The 20,142-nt window shown below is 55.9% G+C and carries 17 protein-coding genes; 8 read left to right on the top strand and 9 right to left on the bottom strand.

Annotated elements, in window-relative coordinates; translation table 11 throughout:
- Nucleotides 1-2 precede the first annotated feature (2 nt).
- The 6 genes from iaaA to ACLGE8_RS06360 all read left to right on the top strand — a co-directional run bounded on the left by iaaA (nucleotide 3) and on the right by ACLGE8_RS06360 (nucleotide 6,904).
- The gene (gene iaaA / locus ACLGE8_RS06385; protein WP_410997305.1) at nucleotides 3-944 is read left to right on the top strand and encodes a beta-aspartyl-peptidase; all 942 of its coding nucleotides are present in this window, start codon (nucleotides 3-5) and stop codon (nucleotides 942-944) included.
- Nucleotides 945-955: 11 nt separating this feature from the next.
- A complete protein-coding gene (gene gsiA, locus ACLGE8_RS06380; RefSeq protein ID WP_410997303.1) occupies nucleotides 956-2,815 on the top strand; it encodes a glutathione ABC transporter ATP-binding protein GsiA in 1,860 nt (619 codons plus the stop codon).
- Between the two features lie 23 nt (nucleotides 2,816-2,838).
- Nucleotides 2,839-4,377, top strand: coding sequence for a glutathione ABC transporter substrate-binding protein GsiB (gsiB, locus tag ACLGE8_RS06375; RefSeq protein ID WP_410997301.1), 1,539 nt, complete (start codon nucleotides 2,839-2,841; stop codon nucleotides 4,375-4,377).
- A 52-nt stretch (nucleotides 4,378-4,429) separates the two neighbouring features.
- On the top strand, nucleotides 4,430-5,350 hold the full coding sequence (gene gsiC, locus ACLGE8_RS06370) for a glutathione ABC transporter permease GsiC (RefSeq protein ID WP_410997299.1): 921 nt from the start codon (nucleotides 4,430-4,432) through the stop codon (nucleotides 5,348-5,350).
- 1 nt (nucleotide 5,351) lies between these two features.
- Complete coding sequence (gene gsiD / locus ACLGE8_RS06365) at nucleotides 5,352-6,263, top strand: glutathione ABC transporter permease GsiD (protein WP_035894491.1); 912 nt, start codon at nucleotides 5,352-5,354, stop codon at nucleotides 6,261-6,263.
- Nucleotides 6,264-6,520: 257 nt separating this feature from the next.
- Complete coding sequence (locus ACLGE8_RS06360; protein WP_410997297.1) at nucleotides 6,521-6,904, top strand: biofilm formation regulator BssR; 384 nt, start codon at nucleotides 6,521-6,523, stop codon at nucleotides 6,902-6,904.
- 40 nt (nucleotides 6,905-6,944) lie between these two features.
- Here ACLGE8_RS06360 and ACLGE8_RS06355 read toward each other — a convergent pair whose 3' ends face one another.
- Nucleotides 6,945-8,231 carry an ABC transporter substrate-binding protein gene (locus tag ACLGE8_RS06355; protein ID WP_410997295.1) on the bottom strand — a complete coding sequence of 429 codons (1,287 nt, stop codon included), beginning with the start codon at nucleotides 8,229-8,231 and terminating at the stop codon, nucleotides 6,945-6,947.
- A 24-nt stretch (nucleotides 8,232-8,255) separates the two neighbouring features.
- On the bottom strand, nucleotides 8,256-9,335 hold the full coding sequence (locus ACLGE8_RS06350; protein WP_410997293.1) for a 1,4-beta-xylanase: 1,080 nt from the start codon (nucleotides 9,333-9,335) through the stop codon (nucleotides 8,256-8,258).
- A gap of 143 nt (nucleotides 9,336-9,478) precedes the next feature.
- Between ACLGE8_RS06350 and ACLGE8_RS06345 the strand changes: the two genes are divergently transcribed.
- Entirely contained in the window at nucleotides 9,479-10,489 is a 1,011-nt protein-coding gene (locus ACLGE8_RS06345) for a LacI family DNA-binding transcriptional regulator (protein ID WP_410997291.1), read from the top strand.
- 5 nt (nucleotides 10,490-10,494) lie between these two features.
- Here the strand turns inward: ACLGE8_RS06345 and ACLGE8_RS06340 are convergent, their stop codons facing one another.
- The gene (locus ACLGE8_RS06340) at nucleotides 10,495-11,115 is read right to left on the bottom strand and encodes a glutathione S-transferase family protein (protein ID WP_410997289.1); all 621 of its coding nucleotides are present in this window, start codon (nucleotides 11,113-11,115) and stop codon (nucleotides 10,495-10,497) included.
- A gap of 232 nt (nucleotides 11,116-11,347) precedes the next feature.
- Between ACLGE8_RS06340 and dacC the strand changes: the two genes are divergently transcribed.
- Nucleotides 11,348-12,550 carry a serine-type D-Ala-D-Ala carboxypeptidase gene (gene dacC, locus ACLGE8_RS06335; protein WP_410997287.1) on the top strand — a complete coding sequence of 401 codons (1,203 nt, stop codon included), beginning with the start codon at nucleotides 11,348-11,350 and terminating at the stop codon, nucleotides 12,548-12,550.
- Nucleotides 12,551-12,557: 7 nt separating this feature from the next.
- Here dacC and deoR read toward each other — a convergent pair whose 3' ends face one another.
- The 6 genes from deoR to ptsP form a co-directional block, all read right to left on the bottom strand.
- On the bottom strand, nucleotides 12,558-13,316 hold the full coding sequence (deoR, locus tag ACLGE8_RS06330; protein WP_410997285.1) for a DNA-binding transcriptional repressor DeoR: 759 nt from the start codon (nucleotides 13,314-13,316) through the stop codon (nucleotides 12,558-12,560).
- Nucleotides 13,317-13,407: 91 nt separating this feature from the next.
- Nucleotides 13,408-14,358 carry a transaldolase gene (gene tal / locus ACLGE8_RS06325; RefSeq protein WP_410997283.1) on the bottom strand — a complete coding sequence of 317 codons (951 nt, stop codon included), beginning with the start codon at nucleotides 14,356-14,358 and terminating at the stop codon, nucleotides 13,408-13,410.
- A gap of 129 nt (nucleotides 14,359-14,487) precedes the next feature.
- The gene (locus ACLGE8_RS06320) at nucleotides 14,488-15,741 is read right to left on the bottom strand and encodes a class II D-tagatose-bisphosphate aldolase non-catalytic subunit (RefSeq protein ID WP_410997281.1); all 1,254 of its coding nucleotides are present in this window, start codon (nucleotides 15,739-15,741) and stop codon (nucleotides 14,488-14,490) included.
- Between the two features lie 9 nt (nucleotides 15,742-15,750).
- Nucleotides 15,751-16,854, bottom strand: a complete 1,104-nt coding sequence (locus ACLGE8_RS06315) for a PTS fructose transporter subunit IIC (protein WP_410997279.1) — start codon at nucleotides 16,852-16,854, stop codon at nucleotides 15,751-15,753.
- A 171-nt stretch (nucleotides 16,855-17,025) separates the two neighbouring features.
- Nucleotides 17,026-17,346 (bottom strand): PTS fructose transporter subunit IIB, encoded by a 321-nt coding sequence (locus ACLGE8_RS06310; protein WP_233679202.1) that lies wholly within the window; start codon nucleotides 17,344-17,346, stop codon nucleotides 17,026-17,028.
- A gap of 61 nt (nucleotides 17,347-17,407) precedes the next feature.
- Nucleotides 17,408-19,918, bottom strand: coding sequence for a phosphoenolpyruvate--protein phosphotransferase (gene ptsP, locus ACLGE8_RS06305; protein ID WP_410997277.1), 2,511 nt, complete (start codon nucleotides 19,916-19,918; stop codon nucleotides 17,408-17,410).
- Nucleotides 19,919-20,142 lie beyond the last annotated feature (224 nt).

Raw genomic sequence — 20,142 nt, 5'->3', positions numbered from 1 at the left:
TAATGGGCAAGGCAGTCATTGCAATACACGGCGGGGCGGGCGCGATTAGCCGCAGCCAGCTATCGGCAGAAAAAGAACAACAATACGTCACGGCGCTTTCCGACATCGTTGAAAGCGTACAAGGCATGCTGGAGTCCGGCGCGAGCGCGCTGGATGCGGTCACCGAAGCGGTACGCCAGCTTGAAGAGTGCCCGCTGTTTAACGCCGGGATTGGCGCGGTGTTTACCTCAGACGAAACGCATGAGCTGGACGCCTGCGTAATGGACGGCTACTCGCTGCAGGCAGGCGCCGTTGCAGGGGTAAAACATCTGCGCAACCCGGTGCTGGCAGCCAGAAGCGTGCTGGAAAACAGTCCGCACGTGATGCTGATTGGCGAAGGGGCTGAAGCCTTTGCGCAGTCGCAGGGTATGGAGCTGGTGAATAATTCACTGTTCTCTACCGACGAGCGTTTCCAGCAGTTGCTGGTGGCCCGCAGCAACGGCGACTTTATTCTCGACCATGATGCGGCGCCGCTGGATGAGCAGCAAAAGATGGGCACGGTTGGTGCTGTAGCGCTGGATCTCAACGGCAATCTGGCGGCAGCCACCTCGACCGGTGGGATGACCAACAAACTTCCCGGCCGGGTGGGCGACAGCCCGCTAGTGGGCGCTGGCTGTTATGCCAATAACGCCAGCGTTGCCGTCTCTTGTACCGGCACGGGCGAAGTTTTTATCCGTACGCTGGCGGCGTACGATATTGCCGCGTTGATGGAGTACGGCAACCTGAGTCTTTATGAGGCCTGCGAGCGCGTGGTGATGGAAAAACTGCCCGCGCTGGGCGGCAGCGGTGGCCTTATCGCCATCGACCGCGAAGGCAATGTGGTGCTGCCGTTTAACAGCGAGGGTATGTATCGCGCCTGGGCCTACGCCGGTGACACGCCGACCATTGGCATTTATAAGGAATAGAAGGAGTTACCGTGCCGCATTCCGCTGAGCTTGATAACGCGCAGGTGCTGAGCGTTGATAAACTGAACGTGACCTTTCGTCAGGACGGGCAGCCCGTGCGCGCCGTGCATCAGCTCTCTTTTCATCTTAATCGCGGCGAAACGCTGGCGATTGTGGGTGAGTCCGGCTCGGGGAAATCGGTCACGGCGCTGGCACTGATGCGTCTGCTGGAGCAGTCCGGCAGCCAGGTGAACATGGATAGCCTGCTGCTGCGTCGCCGCAATCGGGAAGTGATTGATCTTCAGGAGCAGACGTCGGCGCAAATGCGCAGCGTGCGCGGTGCCGACATCGCCATGATCTTCCAGGAGCCGATGACCTCGCTGAACCCGGTGTTTACCATCGGCGAGCAAATTGCTGAGTCTATTCGCCTGCATCAGGGGCTCGGGCGTGAAGAGGCGCTGGCCGAGGCGAAAAAAATGCTCGATAAGGTGCGCATTCCGGAAGCACAGGCCATGCTGTCACGCTATCCGCATCAGCTTTCTGGCGGCATGCGCCAGCGGGTGATGATTGCGATGGCGCTGTCGTGCCGCCCGGCGGTGCTGATTGCCGACGAACCAACCACCGCGCTGGACGTGACGATTCAGGCGCAGATCCTACAGCTTATCGACGTGCTGCAAAAAGAGATGTCGATGGGGGTGATTTTTATCACTCACGATATGGGCGTAGTGGCGGAAATTGCCGACCGTGTGCTGGTGATGCATCAGGGTGAAGTGGTGGAAACCGGGCTGGTGGACGAGATCTTTACCGCGCCGCAGCACCCCTATACGCGCCGTTTGCTGGCAGCAGTCCCACGTCTGGGCGCAATGCGCGGCAGCAACTATCCTAAAAGCTTCCCGGATTTCAATGCACCGGAAAGCGAACCGCCGCAGCAAGACACCGTTGTCGAGGGTAAGCCGATCCTCAAGGTTCGCAATCTGGTGGCGCGTTTTCCGCTGCGCGGCGGCATTCTGAACCGCGTCACCCGCGAAGTTCACGCGGTGGAGAACGTCAGCTTTGATTTATGGCCCGGCGAGACGCTGTCGCTGGTAGGTGAGTCCGGCTGTGGTAAATCGACCACCGGACGGGCGCTGCTGCGGCTGGTGGAGTCGCAAAGCGGCACCATTACCTTTAACGGCGAGCGCATTGATACGCTCCCGGCCCATCAGCTTCAGCCGCTGCGCCGCGATATTCAGTTTATCTTCCAGGACCCGTACGCCTCGCTTGACCCGCGCCACACCGTCGGTTTCTCGATTATGGAGCCGCTGCGCATTCATGGGGCGTTGCAGGGCGAAGCGCTACAGCAGCGTGTGGAGTGGCTATTGCAGCGCGTTGGCCTACAGCCGGAGCACGCGTGGCGCTACCCGCATGAGTTTTCCGGCGGCCAGCGGCAGCGTATCTGCATTGCCCGCGCGCTGGCGCTTAATCCAAAGGTGGTGATTGCCGATGAATCGGTTTCAGCGCTGGATGTTTCGATTCGCGCGCAGATTATCAACCTGCTGCTGTCACTACAGCGGGAGATGGGCATCGCGTTTCTGTTTATTTCGCATGATATGGCGGTGGTCGAGCGTATCAGCCACCGTGTAGCGGTGATGTACCGTGGGCGTATCGTGGAAATTGGCCCGCGCCGCGCGGTGTTTGAAAACCCGCAGCATCCGTATACCCGTAAGCTGCTCGCCGCGGTACCGGTGGCGGACCCGGCGCATCGACGGCCGCAGCGCGTGCTGCTGTCGGACGATCTGCCGGGCAATATCTATAAACGGGGTGAAGAAGTCGAACCCATTAATTTACAACAGGTTTCACCGGGGCACTATGTCGCCAGGGAGCCGGCTAGCAGTGCGCTGATCAATCGATAATAAAACCATAGGCAGGAGACAACATGACACAACGCGTTTCACGTAAATGGCTGGTCGCATTGGGCGTGGCTTCCGCGCTGGCGGCTTCTCCCGCGTTCGCGGCAAAAGATGTGGTCGTGGCGGTAGGCTCCAACTTCACCACGCTTGATCCGTATGACGCCAACGACACGCTGTCGCAGGCGGTGGCGAAATCGTTCTATCAGGGGCTGTTTGGTCTTGATAAAGAGATGAAACTGCAGAACGTGCTGGCTGAAAGCTACACCGTTTCTGACGACGGTAAGGTCTACACCCTGAAGCTGCGTCAGGGGGTGAAATTCCAGGACGGCACCGATTTTAACGCCGAGGCGGTGAAGGTAAACCTCGATCGCGCCAGCAACCCGGATAGCCACCTCAAGCGCTATAACCTGTATAAAAATATCGATAAAACCGAGGTCGTCGACGACAACACGGTGAAGATCACCTTAAAGCAGCCGTTCTCGGCGTTTATCAACATTCTCGCCCACCCGGCAACGGCGATGATCTCTCCGGCGGCGTTGAAGAAATACGGCAACGAAATTGGCTTCCATCCGGTGGGTACCGGGCCATATAAGCTCGACACCTGGAACCAGACTGATTTCGTGAAGGTCAGCAAATTTGCTGGCTACTGGCAGCAAGGGCTGCCGAAACTGGATTCCATCACCTGGCGTCCGGTGGTTGATAACAACACTCGCGCCGCGATGCTGCAAACCGGCGAAGCGCAGTTTGCCTTCCCAATCCCTTACGAGCAGGCGGCGCTGTTGGCCAAGAATAGCCAGCTTGAGCTGGTGGCGAGCCCGTCCATCATGCAGCGCTATATCAGCATGAACGTGACGCAAAAGCCGTTTGATAACCCGAAGGTGCGCGAGGCGATTAACTACGCCATCAACCGTCAGGCGCTGGTGAAGGTGGCCTTCGCGGGCTACGCTACCCCGGCTACCGGCGTGGTGCCGCCGTCTATCGCCTACGCTCAGCAGTATCAGCCGTGGCCGTACGACCCGGCAAAAGCCAAAGCGCTGCTGAAAGAAGCAGGCTACCCGAACGGCTTTAGCACCACACTGTGGTCGTCGCACAACCACAGTACAGCGCAGAAGGTGCTGCAGTTTACCCAGCAGCAGTTGGCGCAAATTGGTATTAAGGCGCAGGTGACGGCGATGGACGCCGGCCAGCGCGCGGCGGAAGTGGAAGCGAAAGGGCAAAAAGAGAGCGGCGTGAGAATGTTCTACACCGGCTGGTCCGCCTCAACGGGGGAAGCCGACTGGGCGCTGTCGCCGCTGTTTGCTTCTTCAAACTGGCCGCCAACCCAGTTTAATACCGCGTTCTACAGCAACCCGCAGGTGGATAAAGACCTGACGGCGGCGCTGCAAACGACGGATGCGAAAGAAAAAGCGCGGCTCTATAAAGAAGCTCAGGATATTATCTGGAAAGAGTCGCCGTGGGTGCCGCTGGTGGTAGAAAAACTGGTTTCGGCGCACAGCAAGTCATTGACCGGGTTCTATATTATGCCGGACACGGGCTTTAGCTTTGACGATGCGGATTTGAAGTAAGCGACGTCTCCCTGCGTCATAATGGCGCAGGGAGCTTACGGCAAGGAGAGTCATGCTTAACTATGTTCTTAAACGCCTGCTCGGCCTGATCCCGACGCTGTTTATCGTGGCGGTGCTGGTGTTTTTATTTGTTCATCTGCTTCCCGGCGACCCGGCACGATTGATTGCCGGGCCGGAAGCCGACGCGCAGGTTATCGCGATGGTTCGCCAGCAGTTAGGGTTGGATCAGCCGCTGTACGTTCAGTTCTGGCACTACATCACCCACGCCGTGCAGGGCGATTTTGGCATCTCAATGGTGTCACGCCGCCCGGTATCCGAAGAGATTGCCAGCCGCTTTCTGCCAACCCTGTTACTGACCCTTGCCAGCATGGTGTGGGCAGTGATTTTTGGTATGGCCGCGGGGATTGCCGCCGCCGTATGGCGCAACCGCTGGCCGGATCGTCTCGGCATGGCGCTGGCGGTTACCGGGATCTCCTTCCCGGCGTTTGCGCTGGGGATGTTGCTGATGCAAATTTTCTCCGTCGAACTTGGCTGGCTGCCGACCGTAGGGGCCGACAGCTGGCGGCACTACATTCTGCCGTCCATTACCCTTGGTGCCGCCGTGGCCTCGGTGATGGCGCGCTTTACCCGCGCCTCGTTTGTTGACGTGCTCAATGAAGACTATATGCGTACTGCCCGCGCCAAAGGGGTGAGCGAAAAAGTGGTGGTGCTGAAACACGGGCTGCGTAACGCCATGATCCCGGTGGTGACGATGATGGGGCTGCAGTTTGGCTTCCTGCTTGGCGGCTCGATTGTGGTAGAGAAAGTCTTTAACTGGCCGGGGCTTGGACGCCTGCTGGTGGATTCGGTGGAGATGCGTGATTACCCGGTGATTCAGGCCGAGGTGCTGCTGTTTTCGCTGGAGTTTATTCTTATCAACTTAGTGGTGGATGTGCTTTACGCCGCCATTAACCCGGCTATCAGGTATAAATAACGTGCGATTATTCAATTGGCGTCGACAGGCAGTACTTAACGCCATGCCGGTGATGCAGGCGGGCGTTCCGCGTACGCCGTGGCGAGAATTCTGGCGACGTTTTCGCCAGCAACCGGTGGCGATGGCCTCCGGTATTTTCGTACTGCTGCTGATTATCGTGGCGGTGGTGGCGCCGTGGATTGCGCCGTTTGATGCGGAAAACTACTTCGATTACGACCGCCTGAACGACGGCCCATCGCTGATCCATTGGTTCGGTGTGGATTCACTCGGGCGTGATATTTTCAGTCGGGTGCTGGTGGGCGCGCAAATTTCGCTCACCGCGGGCGTGTTTGCGGTATTGATTGGCTCGCTGATTGGCACCGTGCTCGGGCTGCTGGCGGGCTACTACGAAGGCTGGTGGGACCGCATCATCATGCGCATCTGCGACGTGTTGTTTGCCTTCCCCGGCATTCTGCTGGCGATTGCCGTGGTGGCGATTATGGGCAGCGGCATGACCAATGTGATTATCGCGGTGGCGATATTCTCGGTTCCGGCTTTTGCTCGCCTGGTGCGCGGCAACACGCTGGTGCTGAAGCAGCAGACCTTTATTGAGTCGGCGCGCAGCATCGGCGCCAGCGACCGGGTGATCCTGTTCCAGCATATTCTGCCCGGCACGGTCTCCTCTATCGTGGTCTATTTCACCATGCGCATTGGGGTGTCGATTATCTCCGCCGCCAGCCTGTCGTTCCTCGGTCTCGGCGCACAGCCGCCTACGCCGGAATGGGGCGCGATGCTTAACGAAGCGCGCGCGGATATGGTGATTGCGCCACACGTCGCAGTCTTCCCGGCGCTGGCGATATTCCTGACGGTGCTGGCGTTTAACCTGCTGGGTGACGGTCTGCGGGATGCGCTTGATCCGAAGCTGAAAGGGTAAGGTGTTGTTACCTGATGGCGCTACGCTTATCAGGCCTACAATGTGTACTGAACGTAGGCCGGATAAGGCGAAGCCGCCATCCGGCAATGTGCTTGTGGACCTATCGCCCGTACTTACTCTCGTTTTATCACCCCTCCAAATTCATTGCCATATTGTTAAAAGTGTTATGAATGATGAATTGTTGATATCGCGCAGCATTCCTTTCGTTAAGTAATCTCATAATGAAAGAGCCAATGGGTGGCAAGGGAGGTAAATGCATGACGGATAGCAAACTGAAACGCCAGACGATGAGGCGACTCATCAACGCGCGAATTGACCTTGATGCCTATTTGCAGCTTAGAAAGGCAAAGGGGTATATGTCAGTCGGTGATAACGATCATCTGCGTACTAACCTGCTCGAACTGTGTGGCGAACTGCGGAGTAACGTTGGGCCGCTTAAGCGGTGTAGTTCGCATAAAGAACTGGAAATGATGCGGCAGGCGGGTGAGGCTCTAGCTTCCGCTGCCGTGTGCTTGATGACGGGGCGCTACGACTGCCCGTCCTATATTGCGGTTAACGTGGAAACCCTGGAGCGCTGCCTGACGGCGTTGACGACCAGCATTCGTAAGCTGGATGCTGAATCACCAATGACTCACGCTTAACATCAGGGGGACGTTTGTCCCCCTGTCTAAAGAGGTTCTCTTAGCGCATGATTCTGCGCAGAATACGATTTGCCTGCTCCTCAAAGTGGGTGGCGGCCTGGTCTACCGTGGCTTTGCCGTAGTCGATGCTTTGCAGCGCCGCGAGGAAAAGGGCGGTGAACTGCGGGTCTTCAAGATAGGGCAGCGTCTTCGAGTTATTCGGCAATGAAGCGGACTGCGTTAGCCCGGTCAGCACCGGATCGTCCTCTTTCAGTAGTCCTGCATCGCGCAGGATTTGCGCCCCGGCCTTGCTCAGCGGCACACCGCGCTCCAGCCCTACGGGAACCACGCCCTCTTTTTCATTCATCAGGAAGTTAATCAGCAGCGCCGCTTCCTGCGGGTGGCGGGTGTTTTTGCTGATGGAGAGCATCAGTGCGGTCTTGTTAAACTGCCCGGCGTCTTTGGCCCCTTCGCGCATTGGGTAATCACCCATCACCAGGTCGGCCGGATTACTCAGGTTCTGCGACTCGGCAGTGTACATCACGTTCCAGTTGTAGATACCGCCCCATTCGCCGTTAATCCACGGCTTCATTTCATAGGCAATGCCTTTGCCGAATGAGGCCATTGTGCGGGAGTCCGGCACGGTATGCGCCGCCACCAGTTGACGATAGAAGGTAAAGGCTTGTACCAGATCGTCATGGTTCCAGCCGAGCTTGCGGGTCTTCTCATCCACCATCGGCTTCTGATTCCCTTGGTAGACCCAGGAGTTCAGCAGCAGCAGCGAATCCTGCTCGGTCAGGATCAGCGGATAGTAGTTATCGCCGAGCTTCTCTTTAAATACCGGCCCGGCTTTCAGTAAGTCGTCCCAGCTTTTCGGCAGCGGCACGCCGGCTTTTTCCCAGGTCGCCGCGTTGTAGTAAAACAGCATCACGTTGGCGGAAACCGGGATGGCGTTGACCTTGCCGTTCACCGTCGTGCTGGCGAGTGCGGCGGGGGAGAACTGATTGAGGCCGATGGGCTGGCTCAGTTTGTTGAGATCGTAAAAACCCTCACCGGTTTTGGACAGCAGCGTCAGCCAGTTCCAGTTGGTCTGGATAACGTCGGCTTCGGTGTTGCTGTTAATCTGCGTGGTCAGGCGCGAGTAGAAACCGTCCCAGCCGGTGTACTCCGCCTTCACTTTAATATTGGGGTATTTGGCCTCAAAGGCGTCGAGCGCTTTTAAGGTGGCCTGGTTGCGGGCTTTACCGCCCCACCAGGCAAAACGGAGTTCCACCTGATCGGCGCTGTGCGCGACAGGCATCGCACCGAAACCGCAGCAGGCAAGCAGGAACAAGGCTGACTTTTTCATGGATGAATCCTCCGTGTAGTTCAATTAACGACGCGTCTGGCGGTAGCCGGTCAGCGCTTTCACCAGCTGCATTTCCTCTTCGCACCACGGTTTGCCGTCGGGCGTTAATACGTCGTGGAACCACAGCGATTGAGGGTTGGGGTGATCTCTGTTGACGCTGGTCCACGGGATCCAGGTCTGGGTTTTGCCCTGCACCAGCCCCCACTGATAGCAGCCGGTATCGAAAGCGCAGAACAGCGGCAGCTGCTCGCTGAAGGTGCAGTCCATATGCCGTGCCAGCCATTCGGTGCACAGCACTGGGCGCTGATATGCCGCCAGGCTTTCCAGCACGCCAAGCTGGCGGGCGGCGTTGTTGTAGTTGTGGTAGCTGATGATGTCGGAGAGCCGCAGCGCGGCAATATCAATCGGGTGTTGCAGCGTGCCGTACTGCGGGTTGTCAATGTGCCACGCGCCCACGGTGAGCGGCTGGCTCGGGCCCACTTCACGCGCCCAGCCGAAGGTAGCGGTCATCAATTCCAGCGCGAAGGTCTCCAGCGCTTCGTCATACTCTGCCGATTCAGTCGGTGACAGATTAATGCCGCGGTTGCCCGGTTCGTTGTAGAGATCCCAGATGGTGATGCGCTCGTCGTCTTTAAAACGAGTGAGTACGTCGCGGACGTAGGCTTCAATGCGCGGCCACTGGTTTGGGTCCATCACGATAGCCCGGCCGGGGCTCGCTGCTGCCTGGCTGTTATGCACCCCTTCGCGCGGCGGTTTTTGCGGGCCGAGGTACGGCTCATCGCCGGAGAAACCGCAGTCGTCCATCAGCGTCAGCATCACCTGAATCTGGTGCTTTTTCGCCAGCGTCAGAAAGATGTCGATGCGCGCCAGCAGGCCGTCGCGGTCATCTTCCCAGACGATAAACGGCAGGTTGGTGCGCAGGGCGTTATAGCCGTAGTCGTGCGCCCAGCCCAGCTCCTGGTCGATGGTCTGCGCATCGAAAGTCTCCGCCTGCCACATTTCAGTCCAGTTGACCGCGCTGCGCGGCAGATAGTTAAAGCCACATGCCCAGCCGTGCTGTTGATACCAGGCCTGCGCCTGCGATTCGCGCCATTGCGAGTGCATATTTTTTCTCCTTGCTAATAATTATTAGCTAATATTTATTAACTAAGGGGCAGGGCGCAATCCTGACGCGGTTGAAGTGTTGGGTTGTTCACAAAAAAAGCGTGGGATAACTGTGCTATAGTCGGCGGCGACAAGGAGCGAACATGGCGAAGAAAAACAAAATAACGATGAGTGATATTGCCAGGGAAGCGGGCGTTTCGCAGGCAACGGTCTCTCTGGTGCTAAACAATAGCCGGGCGATTCGCCTGAGTGAAGCCACCCGCGAACGCGTCTATGCGGCGGCGGCGGCGCTTGGCTATCAAAAGGTTATTGTGCCTCATCGCCAGGAAGGGCAGGAGGAAATTGCCCTGCTGCTGTGCGGAATGCCGAACTACGACCCCTTTGTCGAGGCGATTAGCGACGCCGTCTCCGCCGCCTGGCAACGAGATACTTTGCTGACCGTTTATGACTATGGTGACGATCTGGAGATGGCGGCCCACATCCTGCGCCAGCTTGACCAGCGCGCCTGCGCTGGGGTGATTCTGGCAAGCCCGGTGACCCGCGCCTTTGATTTCTCGCCGTTTGACGCGCTTATTCATAAGCCGGTGGTGCTGTTAAACCAGTACGACCCGCAGCGCCCGCTGCTGCCGACTTTTCTTCCCGATGACCGTGCCAATGCCTGCCAGATAGTCAGCCATCTGCTGTCCCAGGGGGTGACGCGCATTGCGCATATCATGGGCGATGACTGGATGGATGCCAGCGTGCTGCGCCTCGAAGGGTATCGCCAGACGCTGGAGCAGGCCGGGATCGCGGTGGACGAAACGCTAATTAAACCGACCGACTGGTCGCTAAATGCCACCTTTAACGCCACGCTTGAGCTGATGCGGCTGCCTGAACCCCCGCAGGCCATTTTCTGCGCCAGCGACTGGATGACCCTCGGCTGCTATCAAGCGCTCGCCACGCTCAATATTGCCATTCCACGCGACGTGCTGGTGTGTGGCTATGACGATCAGCGCATTGCGCACCAGTTGACTCCGGCGCTGACCAGCGTGCAGCTAGCCTATAGCGAACTGGGAAGAATGGCGGTGAACTATCTGTGTGAGGGGGATGATACGGCGGCGCATGTCCGGCTGGTGGGGAAATTGCAGGTGCGCGGGAGTAGCCAGCGCACCTGAGTGGCTTAACTCACCGGGATCATCACCACGTCGCGGAACGCCGGACGCTGTGCGAGCTGCTGATACCAGCGCTCAAGATTCGGTTTAGACCGCCAGGTTTTGACGGTTTCCAGCACGTTATAGACAAACGGCGCCACGGCGATATCGCCCACGCCAAATTGTTCACCAGAAAGCCAGGTTTGGTTCGCCAGCGCGTTGTCGAGGAGCGTCAGCAGTGGTTCGCAGGCTTCAATCGCGGCGTTGATTTCGGCCATGTTGCGCTGCTCAACTGGCGTTCTCACTAGCCCGAAGAGGATTTTACGGTGCACCGGCGACAGGGTTTCGTTGGCCCAGTCCATCCACTTTTCGCTTTTCGCCCGCTGAACCGGCGACGCCTGCCACAGGCTCTCGGCGCCGTACTGCGCCGCCAGATAACGTACGATGGAGTTTGATTCCCACAGCACGTCGTCGCCGTCTTTCAGCATCGGTACCAGGCCGTTAGGGTTAAGTGCCAGATAGGCCGCGTCGCGGTTCACGCCAAATCCCTGGCCCGCCATAATTTGTTCATACGGCAGGCCAAGCTCTGCCAGCGTCCAGCGCACTTTTTTCACGTTCGTCGAGTTATTTCTTCCCCACAGCGTTAGCATATCCACTCCCGTTTTTTTAGCAGAGATTAAATGTGGGCCAAAGTAAACGCTTACGCAATCTCGATCAAAAAAAATGTCAGGTTTTCAGCACAATCAGGGGATCTTGCGTAAACTTAAAAAACTTTACCAACTCACTGTTTCTTTAAGAGAGTTTCTACGTTATTACTCACGGCCTGGTGCAGCACGGTACTGTCGTGGCGTGTTTTTGGGAATGGATACTTGGGTGGCTTTTATGATGTGTAACGCTAACTCCTTCAAGAGTCTGATGGCAGGCTCAGCGCTTTTACTTTTAGTGGCACCGGCGGTGCAGGCGGCGGAACAACTTCCGGACGCGCCAGCAATCGACGCCCGTGCCTTTATATTAATGGATTACGCCAGCGGTAAGGTCCTGACAGAGGGCAATGCCGATGAGAAGCTCGACCCGGCCAGCCTGACAAAAATCATGACCAGCTACGTGGTCGGTCAGGCGCTTAAAGCGAATAAAATCAAGCTCACCGATATGGTGACCATCGGCCGTGACGCATGGGCCACCGGCAATCCAGCGCTGCGCGGTTCATCGGTGATGTTCCTTAAGCCCGGCGAGCAGGTGTCCGTTGAGAACCTCAATAAAGGGGTGATTATCCAGTCGGGCAACGATGCCAGCATCGCTATTGCCGACTACGTTGCCGGCAGCCAGGACTCCTTCGTCAGCCTGATGAACGGCTATGCGCAGAAAATCGGCCTCACCAATACCACCTTCAAAACCGTTCACGGTTTGGATGCGCCGGGGCAGTACAGTACTGCGCGTGACATGGCGCTGCTGACCAAAGCGATGATCCACGATGTGCCGGAAGAGTACGCGATACATAAAGAGAAAGAGTTCACCTTCAACAATATCCGCCAGCCAAACCGCAACCGTCTGCTGTGGAGCTCGAACCTCAACGTTGATGGCGTGAAAACCGGTACTACGGCGGGTGCAGGATATAACCTGGTGTCGTCGGCCACTCAGGGCGATATGCGCCTGATTGCGGTGGTGCTGGGTACTAAGAGCGACCGCGTACGTTTTAACGAGTCGGAAAAGCTGCTGACCTGGGGCTTCCGGTTCTATGAAACCGTCACGCCAATCAAGCCGGATGCTACCTTTATCAGCCAGCGCGTCTGGTTTGGTGATAAGAGTGAAGTGAACCTCGGGGCAGGGGAAGCCGGTTCGGTGACCATTCCGAAAGGCCAACTGAAAAACCTGAAGGCCAGCTACACCTTAACTCAACCGCAGCTGACTGCGCCGTTAACCAAGGGCCAGGTGGTCGGCACCATCGACTTCAAGCTTAACGACAAAACCATTGAACAGCGTCCACTGATCGTGATGGAAGCGGTCGAAGAGGGCGGCTTCTTCAGCCGCATGATGGACTTCGTGCTGATGAAATTCCACGAATGGTTCGGCAGCTGGTTCTCGTAATATTCCGCTAATACAGCAGCGATATTTGCTGCTGTTTTGCCAGCGCGACCAGTTCGTCATCCGGGCAGGTGTCGCTGGCAATCACATCAAAGCGCGTCAGGTCGCCCATGCGGGCCGGGCGCACTTTGCCAAACTTGCTGTGATCCGCGACCAGCACATGGTAGCGTGCCTGGCGCATCGCCCAGTGCTTTACCGGCAACTCTTCAAGGTTAAAACAGGTCGCGCCCATTTCAATATCGATACCCGCTGCGGAATAAAATGCAATGTCCGGACAGAGGTGCGAGAGCGTGTCATGCTCGCTCAGCGGTTTGAAAATAGCGTTGCTGGCGTGGAATTCACCGCCGCAGAGAATCGGCCGACAGTTCGGTTTATCCTGCAGCGCTAAAAAAGTGTTTAGGGAGTAACAGACGGCGGTAAACGGTAGGTCGTTATCAATGGCGTCGATAATCCACGGCGTGGTGGTGCCGCAGTCGAAAAAGGCCATCTGATGCGGCTTCAGCAGCGCTGCCGCGTGGCGCGCCGCCCGTTTTTTCTCGTCAACCAGCCGGGTTTTCTGGTCGCTTAACAGATAGTGAGGAACGCTGCGTGGCTCCAGCACGACGTAGCCGCCGAGCAGCACGACAGGCCCGCTTTCGCTGTTAAGATCGCGACGAATCGTCATTTCAGAAACGCCAAGCAGAGCTGCCGCTTCTTTGAGATGTAGCTTATCGCTGCGTTTCAGTGCCTGAATCAGTTGACCAATTCGCTCGTCGCGTCGTGTTTCCATAGTTCCTCTACCGGAAATGCCCCGGTAAGGATACCGGGGTCAGCGCGTTATTTTACCTGCGAGCGGCCACTTCGAAAAGGCTTCAGAAGCGTCAAAGATATTGTGTGAGCAAGGTTTCCAGACTGTTCTGGTCAACGGCGAACAGACGAATACCCTCGGCCAGCTTTTCGACTGCCATGGCGTCCTGGTTGTGTGCCCAATAGAATTCGGCCTCGCTGACAGCATCAGGCTTTGGCTGTACTTCTCCGGCATAGTGCAACGGCGCCGGGATGTCGGTATCGCGCTGCTGAAGCTGCGCGAGTAGCGACGGTGAAACCGTCAGACGATCGCAGCCGTTCAGGGCCAGAACTTGCTCTGGCGTGCGGAAGCTCGCGCCCATCACTACCGTCTGGTAGCCGTACATTTTGTAGAAACGGTGGATATTGCGCACCGATTCCACGCCCGGGTCGTTGTCGACGGTATAGACGGTGTCCGGGTTATTTTTCTTGTACCAATCGTAGATGCGTCCAACGAACGGGGAGATGAGAAATACCCCCGCATCGGCGCAGGCACGTGCCTGAGCGAAAGAGAAGAGTAGGGTCAGGTTGCAGCGAATCCCCTCTTTTTCCAGCACTTCAGCGGCGCGAATACCTTGCCAGGTAGCAGCAAGCTTAATCAGGACCCGTTCTTTACCTACGCCTTGTTCGGCATACAGAGCAATGAGTTCACGCGCTTTGTGAATGCTGGCCTCGGTGTCAAACGACAGACGGGCGTCAACCTCGGTGGAAATACGCCCCGGTACGTTTTTCAGAATCAGTGCCCCGATACTGACCGCCAGATGATCGGCAACGGTGGAGGGCAGCAGTTCCTTTCCGGCATAACGCGACTTGAGCGTGGCGACGGTCTCTTTAATGACATTCTGATACTGCGGTAGCTGCGCTGCTTTATAAATAAGCGACGGGTTAGTGGTGGCATCTTCGGGTTGATAGGCAATGATGCTATCAATGTCCCCGCTGTCAGCGACAATAATGGTGCGCTGCTTTAATTGTTCAAGCTGATTCATAACCAGTACCTGTTTTTATTGGGTCGCGAGTAAGGAGTAGGCCGGATAAGCGAAGCGCCATCCGGCAGGTTGGGGCAGATTGCCGGATGGCGCTTCGCGTATCCGGCTTACAACGTTATTTTTATGACATTAACGGGCTTGTGCGACGCGGGTGGTCAGGCCCGGCATGTTAAAGCACTCGGCTTCGTTCTGAATCATGTCTTTAATTTTGTTCACCACGTAGCGTTCTGGCTCAACGCCAAATGATTTCAGGTTGGCAAACATGGTCTGCATCTCTTTAATCACCGCCGGTTTTTCGTAGTTATAATGGCCGCTAAGCTCAAGAATTTCTTTCAGCAGTGCGGGCTCGCTGAAGATCTGCTCTTCAGATTTATTTTTATGCTCGTCGGTCATCCATTTTTCCCACTTGTGGCTCAGCACGCACTCGCGGGTCAGCACGGTTTTGAAATCTGATGCCGATTTAATAAAGCCTTTTGTCGCCAGATCTTTTTCTACTTCCGCGAGCTTCAGATAGGCGCGAGTTTCAATGGTGCCGTACGCCGGGGCGACGTTCATGGCGGTGATCCCAAGGCCCGGGTGTTTAAGCAGAATTTCATCCGGCAGATAGTCGCCGTTGTGCTCTTTCAGCCCCACGCCGTAGCGAGTGCTGATAGCCGACAGCTCTGCCGACTGGGTATCGTTGAAGTGGCCAACGTTTTTGGTCAGGCGGGTTAGGGTACCGGTCTGGCCGACGATAAACAGCGGCTGCGGCAGTCCTTCGTCGTTCAGACGCTTGTTCAGTTCAATGATAAAGCCTTCGTAGGCGCTGATATCGGTCAGGCCGCCGTTGGTCTCTTCGGTGCCCACTTCGTAGAAGAACTCTTTCAGGTTGTTCTTCTTACGATACTCTTCGCAGAAGCGAATCAGCTCGACGGTGCGGCTTAATACCAGCTCGATATCAATCACTTTGCCCATGACGTACGGGTCTTTAGTTGGGTCGATGTGCAACAGATCGAACCCGGCATCCATATCAATCTGGTAGGAGCGGCGCGCCAGCTCCATCGCCTGCGCTTCCGGAATATGGTCTTTACGCTCTTTATCACGCTGCCATGGGCCGCCGTGGTCGCGGCAGAGGAAGTAATCGCCGTCGAAGCCGACTTTATCAGCCATCGCTTTCAGGTCGGCTGCGAAGCGGAATTGGTCCCAGTTATTAACGTAGCCTGCGCCAAATTCATCTGCATCAACCTGGTTACGACTGGCAATAAACATCAGCGGCAGATCTTTTTCTTTGCCTAATTCAAAACATGCCTGAATAAGCGCCGGAGACATTGGGCCAATACCCAGCATCGTGGACTTACCACCCTTAACGATATAATCAACGTACTGCTTCATGGTGTTTTTCATGACAACTCCTTAGGCTTTATTCATATCTGAAGTGACAGTTTTTTTAGCGTCGGCTTTCTTCACCGGCTCGCTAATATTTGGACGCAAAATATGCAGACAGATGGCGGTCACAATGACGCCGATGGCCATATCGAGGACGTACCACAGCGGGGCTTTATTGACGCCCGCGATGGCGATTAATCCGCCGTGCGGCACCATTGATTCCACACCGTGAACCATCGCCAGGCCCGCACCGACGGCGCTGCCGATGATGATCGACGGCAGAACGGTCTTGAGGTTTTTCACCGCGAAGGGAATGGCACCTTCGGTAATTCCGATAAGGCCCATAAAGGCGGCTGAGGTGCCCATGCGGCGTTCATCCTCGGCCCATTTGCGCTGCGAAATGAAAGTAGAGAGGGCGATACCCAGCGGTGGAATCGCGCAGGCAATACGGTAAGCGCCGTTCGGGCCGTAAATGCCTTCAGCCATCAACGCCAGGGTGAAGGCGGTCGCGGTTTTGTTGACCGGGCCACCCATGTCGAAGGCCGCCATGGCACCGAGGATCAGCCCCAGTACGATGCCGCTGCTGCCCTGCATATTGGAGAGCATGGAGACCAGCCATTTCATGGCGGCGCCAATTGGCCCAATCAGAACGTACAGGTAGAGCATGCCGACGATGCAGGTTGAGACGATAGGGATAATCATGATTGGCATGACCGGCATCAGCGCCTTGCCAACCTTCCAGGTTTTAATCCATTTCGCGACATAGCCACTGAGGATGCCAAGCAGCATCGCCCCGAGGAACCCGGTCACCACGTGATCGGCACCCAGTGGAGTGCTGGCCATAAAGCCGGTAATTACCCCCGGCGTCAGCCCCGGTTTACCGGCGATGGAGTAGGCGATATAGGCGGCGAGCACCGGGATCATCATCCCCAGCCCCGCGCTCCCGATAGCGCCCAGATTCAGTAAGAATGGGTTAGTGACCACCATCCCTTTGCCCGCGACCGGCTCACCGCCAACCAACGACAGCGCCAGGCAGATCCCGCCAACCACCACTACCGGCATCATGTATGACACACCGGTGCTGAACGCTTTAACCAGCTCATCCTTTACGGCTTTCATATTTTCCGACATTTTCAATCCTCCTGGTTCCCGCTATTTTTTATTAGGTGCACGCCAGATTCAGGGTGTCGTAATCCCCCAGACATGAATGTCTGGTTATAGAAATAACGGGCTCGCAGAAATTAAATTACGTTTTATTTCCCTTCCCGGATGCCGAAATAAATCCGGGAAAGGTCGCTTAAATTAACTCGCCAGCTTTTCAGCCTTATCGATAATCGCCGCAGGGTCGCGCACGACTTCGGCAGGGTTGAGTGAAATCACCAGCCCGGCATCTTCTTTTTCTTCAAAGCGCTCAACGCCTTCGATGCCGATAGCAATCGCCAGGATCACCACATCGGCTTCGGCGATTTCGTCTTCACTTAATTCATTCTCAATGCCCATGCCGCCCTGAGTTTCGACCTTCACGTCGTAACCGCGTTTTTTACACTCTTGCTCAATGGCTTCCTGCGCCATATAGGTATGGGCAACACCGGTAATACATGCAGCAACTCCGACAATTTTCATGAGTGACTCCTGATTTTTTATTTTGGCTGTTTATTTAAATTTCTAATTCGAGACCATGAAGTTATACGTCTAAGGTTCTGGTCATCAGGTTGTAGAGTACGTCGACGCTATCGGCATTTTTTATTTCATTGCGGAATTCCTCTTTCATTAATTTACGGGCGAGGGTGGAGAAATATTTCATATGCGCATGAGGATCGGCAGATTTGCTGACCGTGAGCATAAAGACGGTTTCCACCTGCTGGTCGCCCCAGGTAATAGGCGTTTCCAGCGTCGCCATACTGATGGTCGAATCGGTAATATGGTCAGATTTGGTATGTGGAATGGCAAAGCCGTAGCCGACGGCGGTGGAGAACGAGTCCTCTCGCGTCCAGATGTCGTCGCACAGACGCTCCCGGCTGTCGGTGCGATGGTGTAGCCACAGGTTGTCGGTCATTTTCTTGATGGCTTCGTTTTTATCCCGGGCATCAAGATTAAAGAGAATAAATTCTGGCGCGAGAATCGGCTTCTGGCTTTCAGCCTTCACCGCGGGAGTCTGAAGTGCGGCTTTCACCGCCGCGGAACGCGTCAACGCGAGGGCTTCCAGCGCCAGCAACTGGCATTGGGCAAAGTTAAGCTCGCGCAGCGCGTGCTTCACGCCGGGGATCGTGGTTCCACTCATGCTGAGTTCATCGAACCCCATGCCGGTGAGCAGCGGCAGAAAATCTTTGCTGGCACCCAGTTCCCCGCACAGACCAATCCATTTCCCGGCGCGGTGCACTTCATCAATGGCGAATTGCAACGCACGCAGGAAGGACGATGCGTAGTTGTCATAGACGCTCGCTACCTGCGAATTACCGCGGTCGGCGGCGAAAAAGTACTGCGTCAGGTCGTTGCTGCCGACGCTAAAGAAGTCGACGTATTCGGCCATTTCTGGAATGGCGAAGATAACGGACGGTACTTCCAGCATGACGCCGAGCGAGATAGCATCGTTGAACGGTAATCCTTCTTCGCGCATCGTCTGCTTGACGGACTCCAGCACCTCACGACACCAGACAATCTCTTCCACGCTGGCAATCATCGGGATCATCACCTTCGCGTTACCCACGGCCGAGGCGCTGAGAATGGCCTTGAATTGCATAGCAAACAGCTCGCGATAGCGCGGATAGGTACGTACCGCGCGGTAGCCGAGGAACGGATTCTCTTCATCGCCGAGATTCAGGTAGTCGACAGGTTTGTCGCCGCCGATATCAAAGGTGCGGAAAATAACCGGCTTACCGTCGGCGCAGGCGATGACGCGGCGATAAAGGTCTGACAACTCGGCGTAGTCCGGCGGCGTTTCGCGGTCCATAAACGACATTTCGGTACGGAACAGCCCGATTCCCTCTGCACCGTTATTAAACGCGGCCTCGGCTTCCTCAAAACTGGCGATATTGGCGGCAATTTCAAGACGATGGCCGTCGGCGGTGAACGCAGGCTGATGGACGTTGCTCAGCATCTGCTGTTGCATGGTGTACTGTACCGCCATTTCGTTACGGTAATAACGCAGGACCTGCTCATCAGGCGCGGTGACCAGGATAGCCGGGTCGCCGTCAATAATAATGTCCTGCTGTGGCTGCAAATTGAGCGCGGAAAAATCGATATCGGTCAGCGTCGGGATGCCCAGCGAGCGGGCAAGGATCGCGGTATGTGATGTTTTGCCGGTAGCGGTAAGTACCATGCCCGCAAGCATCTGCTTATTGATGCCGAGGAATTTACTCGGCGTCAGGCTATCAGCAAAAATAATTGACGGTGCGCTAAGCTCAAGGCCATGTTGTGGCAGAGCATGCTCACCGTAAACGGTAGTTAGCAGCTGGCTGGTTATATCCAGTACGTCCAGGACTCTTTCTTTAATATATTTACTGGATGAGCGATTAAGTATTTCGCAGAAATCCATTGCCGCTAATACGATGGCGCGCCAGCTATTTTCACCGTTATCAATAAAATGAACTATCGCTTGCTGGAATGAGCTATCGGTAATAATGGATAAATGTGCCTGGATAATATCGTGCTCGACGCCGACTTTGCTTTCCAGCGCATCCAGTTTGGCCTGTTTTAATGCTTCAATACCGGCTTTCAGCGCCTGCTTTTCCTCGGTGGCAGCACGGGTTTTCATCGGGGCGCGTGCCATGATGTCGTCAAAACTCAGACTCTGGACCACCACGGGACGGGCAATCGCTACGCCGCCGCTGATACGCGAGCCCTGAATAAAACTGACCTGGGTTTCGCGCAGTGAGCGGGGAAGATAGCCGGCGGGAGCCTGCGTTTCTTCTTCTGAAACAAGCTCAAACTGCGGGAGTTTTTTCAGCAACGCGGAGAGTTCTGCTGCTGCGGTGTGGGCGTCTGCGCCGCTAAGGGTAATTTCGCAATCGTCGTTCAGTAATGTATCGGTGGCGACGAGAGAGAGTGCGCTTTTGGCGCTGCCTTGTAACCCGGTACGGATATTCTTCCAGCTCACCTCAGACTGAAAGGCGTTACAAAGGCGCTCAATATGTCCTGCCGGTCTGGCATGGATACCTTCCTTGAGCTCACACTGATAGGTAATCAATTCCGACATAACCACTCCCAAAACTTTTCGCCAATGCGGGTTAATTTTGTTTTGCAGAACGTTGTCTGCATTTCATGTATCTATCCTTGACCTTTCGCCTTGCAGTTTGAATAGAAAAAAAGTGACGTTTTCTTGAAAAAAATAGCCTGATATTTATTTTGTGACCCTAATCATAAAAATGACTTTGAATGAAGGTAAATAAAGTCGTGATAACGGAATTACTATGAAAACCA

The organism is Kluyvera sp. 142486, from assembly GCF_046569695.1.
Lineage (GTDB): Bacteria > Pseudomonadota > Gammaproteobacteria > Enterobacterales > Enterobacteriaceae > Kluyvera.
This window is presented reverse-complemented; position numbering and strand designations above follow the sequence as displayed.

Excerpts from the sequence above, each read along its gene's own strand:
- iaaA (WP_410997305.1), top strand. The coding sequence starts at position 3 with ATGGGCAAGGCAGTCATTGCAATACACGGCGGGGCGGGCGCGATTAGC.
- gsiB (WP_410997301.1), top strand. The coding sequence starts at position 2,839 with ATGACACAACGCGTTTCACGTAAATGGCTGGTCGCATTGGGCGTGGCT.
- gsiC (WP_410997299.1), top strand. The coding sequence starts at position 4,430 with ATGCTTAACTATGTTCTTAAACGCCTGCTCGGCCTGATCCCGACGCTG.
- ACLGE8_RS06360 (WP_410997297.1), top strand. The coding sequence starts at position 6,521 with ATGACGGATAGCAAACTGAAACGCCAGACGATGAGGCGACTCATCAAC.
- ACLGE8_RS06355 (WP_410997295.1), bottom strand. The coding sequence starts at position 8,231 with ATGAAAAAGTCAGCCTTGTTCCTGCTTGCCTGCTGCGGTTTCGGTGCG.
- ACLGE8_RS06350 (WP_410997293.1), bottom strand. The coding sequence starts at position 9,335 with ATGCACTCGCAATGGCGCGAATCGCAGGCGCAGGCCTGGTATCAACAG.
- ACLGE8_RS06345 (WP_410997291.1), top strand. The coding sequence starts at position 9,479 with ATGGCGAAGAAAAACAAAATAACGATGAGTGATATTGCCAGGGAAGCG.
- ACLGE8_RS06340 (WP_410997289.1), bottom strand. The coding sequence starts at position 11,115 with ATGCTAACGCTGTGGGGAAGAAATAACTCGACGAACGTGAAAAAAGTG.
- dacC (WP_410997287.1), top strand. The coding sequence starts at position 11,348 with ATGATGTGTAACGCTAACTCCTTCAAGAGTCTGATGGCAGGCTCAGCG.
- deoR (WP_410997285.1), bottom strand. The coding sequence starts at position 13,316 with ATGGAAACACGACGCGACGAGCGAATTGGTCAACTGATTCAGGCACTG.
- tal (WP_410997283.1), bottom strand. The coding sequence starts at position 14,358 with ATGAATCAGCTTGAACAATTAAAGCAGCGCACCATTATTGTCGCTGAC.
- ACLGE8_RS06320 (WP_410997281.1), bottom strand. The coding sequence starts at position 15,741 with ATGAAAAACACCATGAAGCAGTACGTTGATTATATCGTTAAGGGTGGT.
- ACLGE8_RS06315 (WP_410997279.1), bottom strand. The coding sequence starts at position 16,854 with ATGTCGGAAAATATGAAAGCCGTAAAGGATGAGCTGGTTAAAGCGTTC.
- ACLGE8_RS06310 (WP_233679202.1), bottom strand. The coding sequence starts at position 17,346 with ATGAAAATTGTCGGAGTTGCTGCATGTATTACCGGTGTTGCCCATACC.
- ptsP (WP_410997277.1), bottom strand. The coding sequence starts at position 19,918 with ATGTCGGAATTGATTACCTATCAGTGTGAGCTCAAGGAAGGTATCCAT.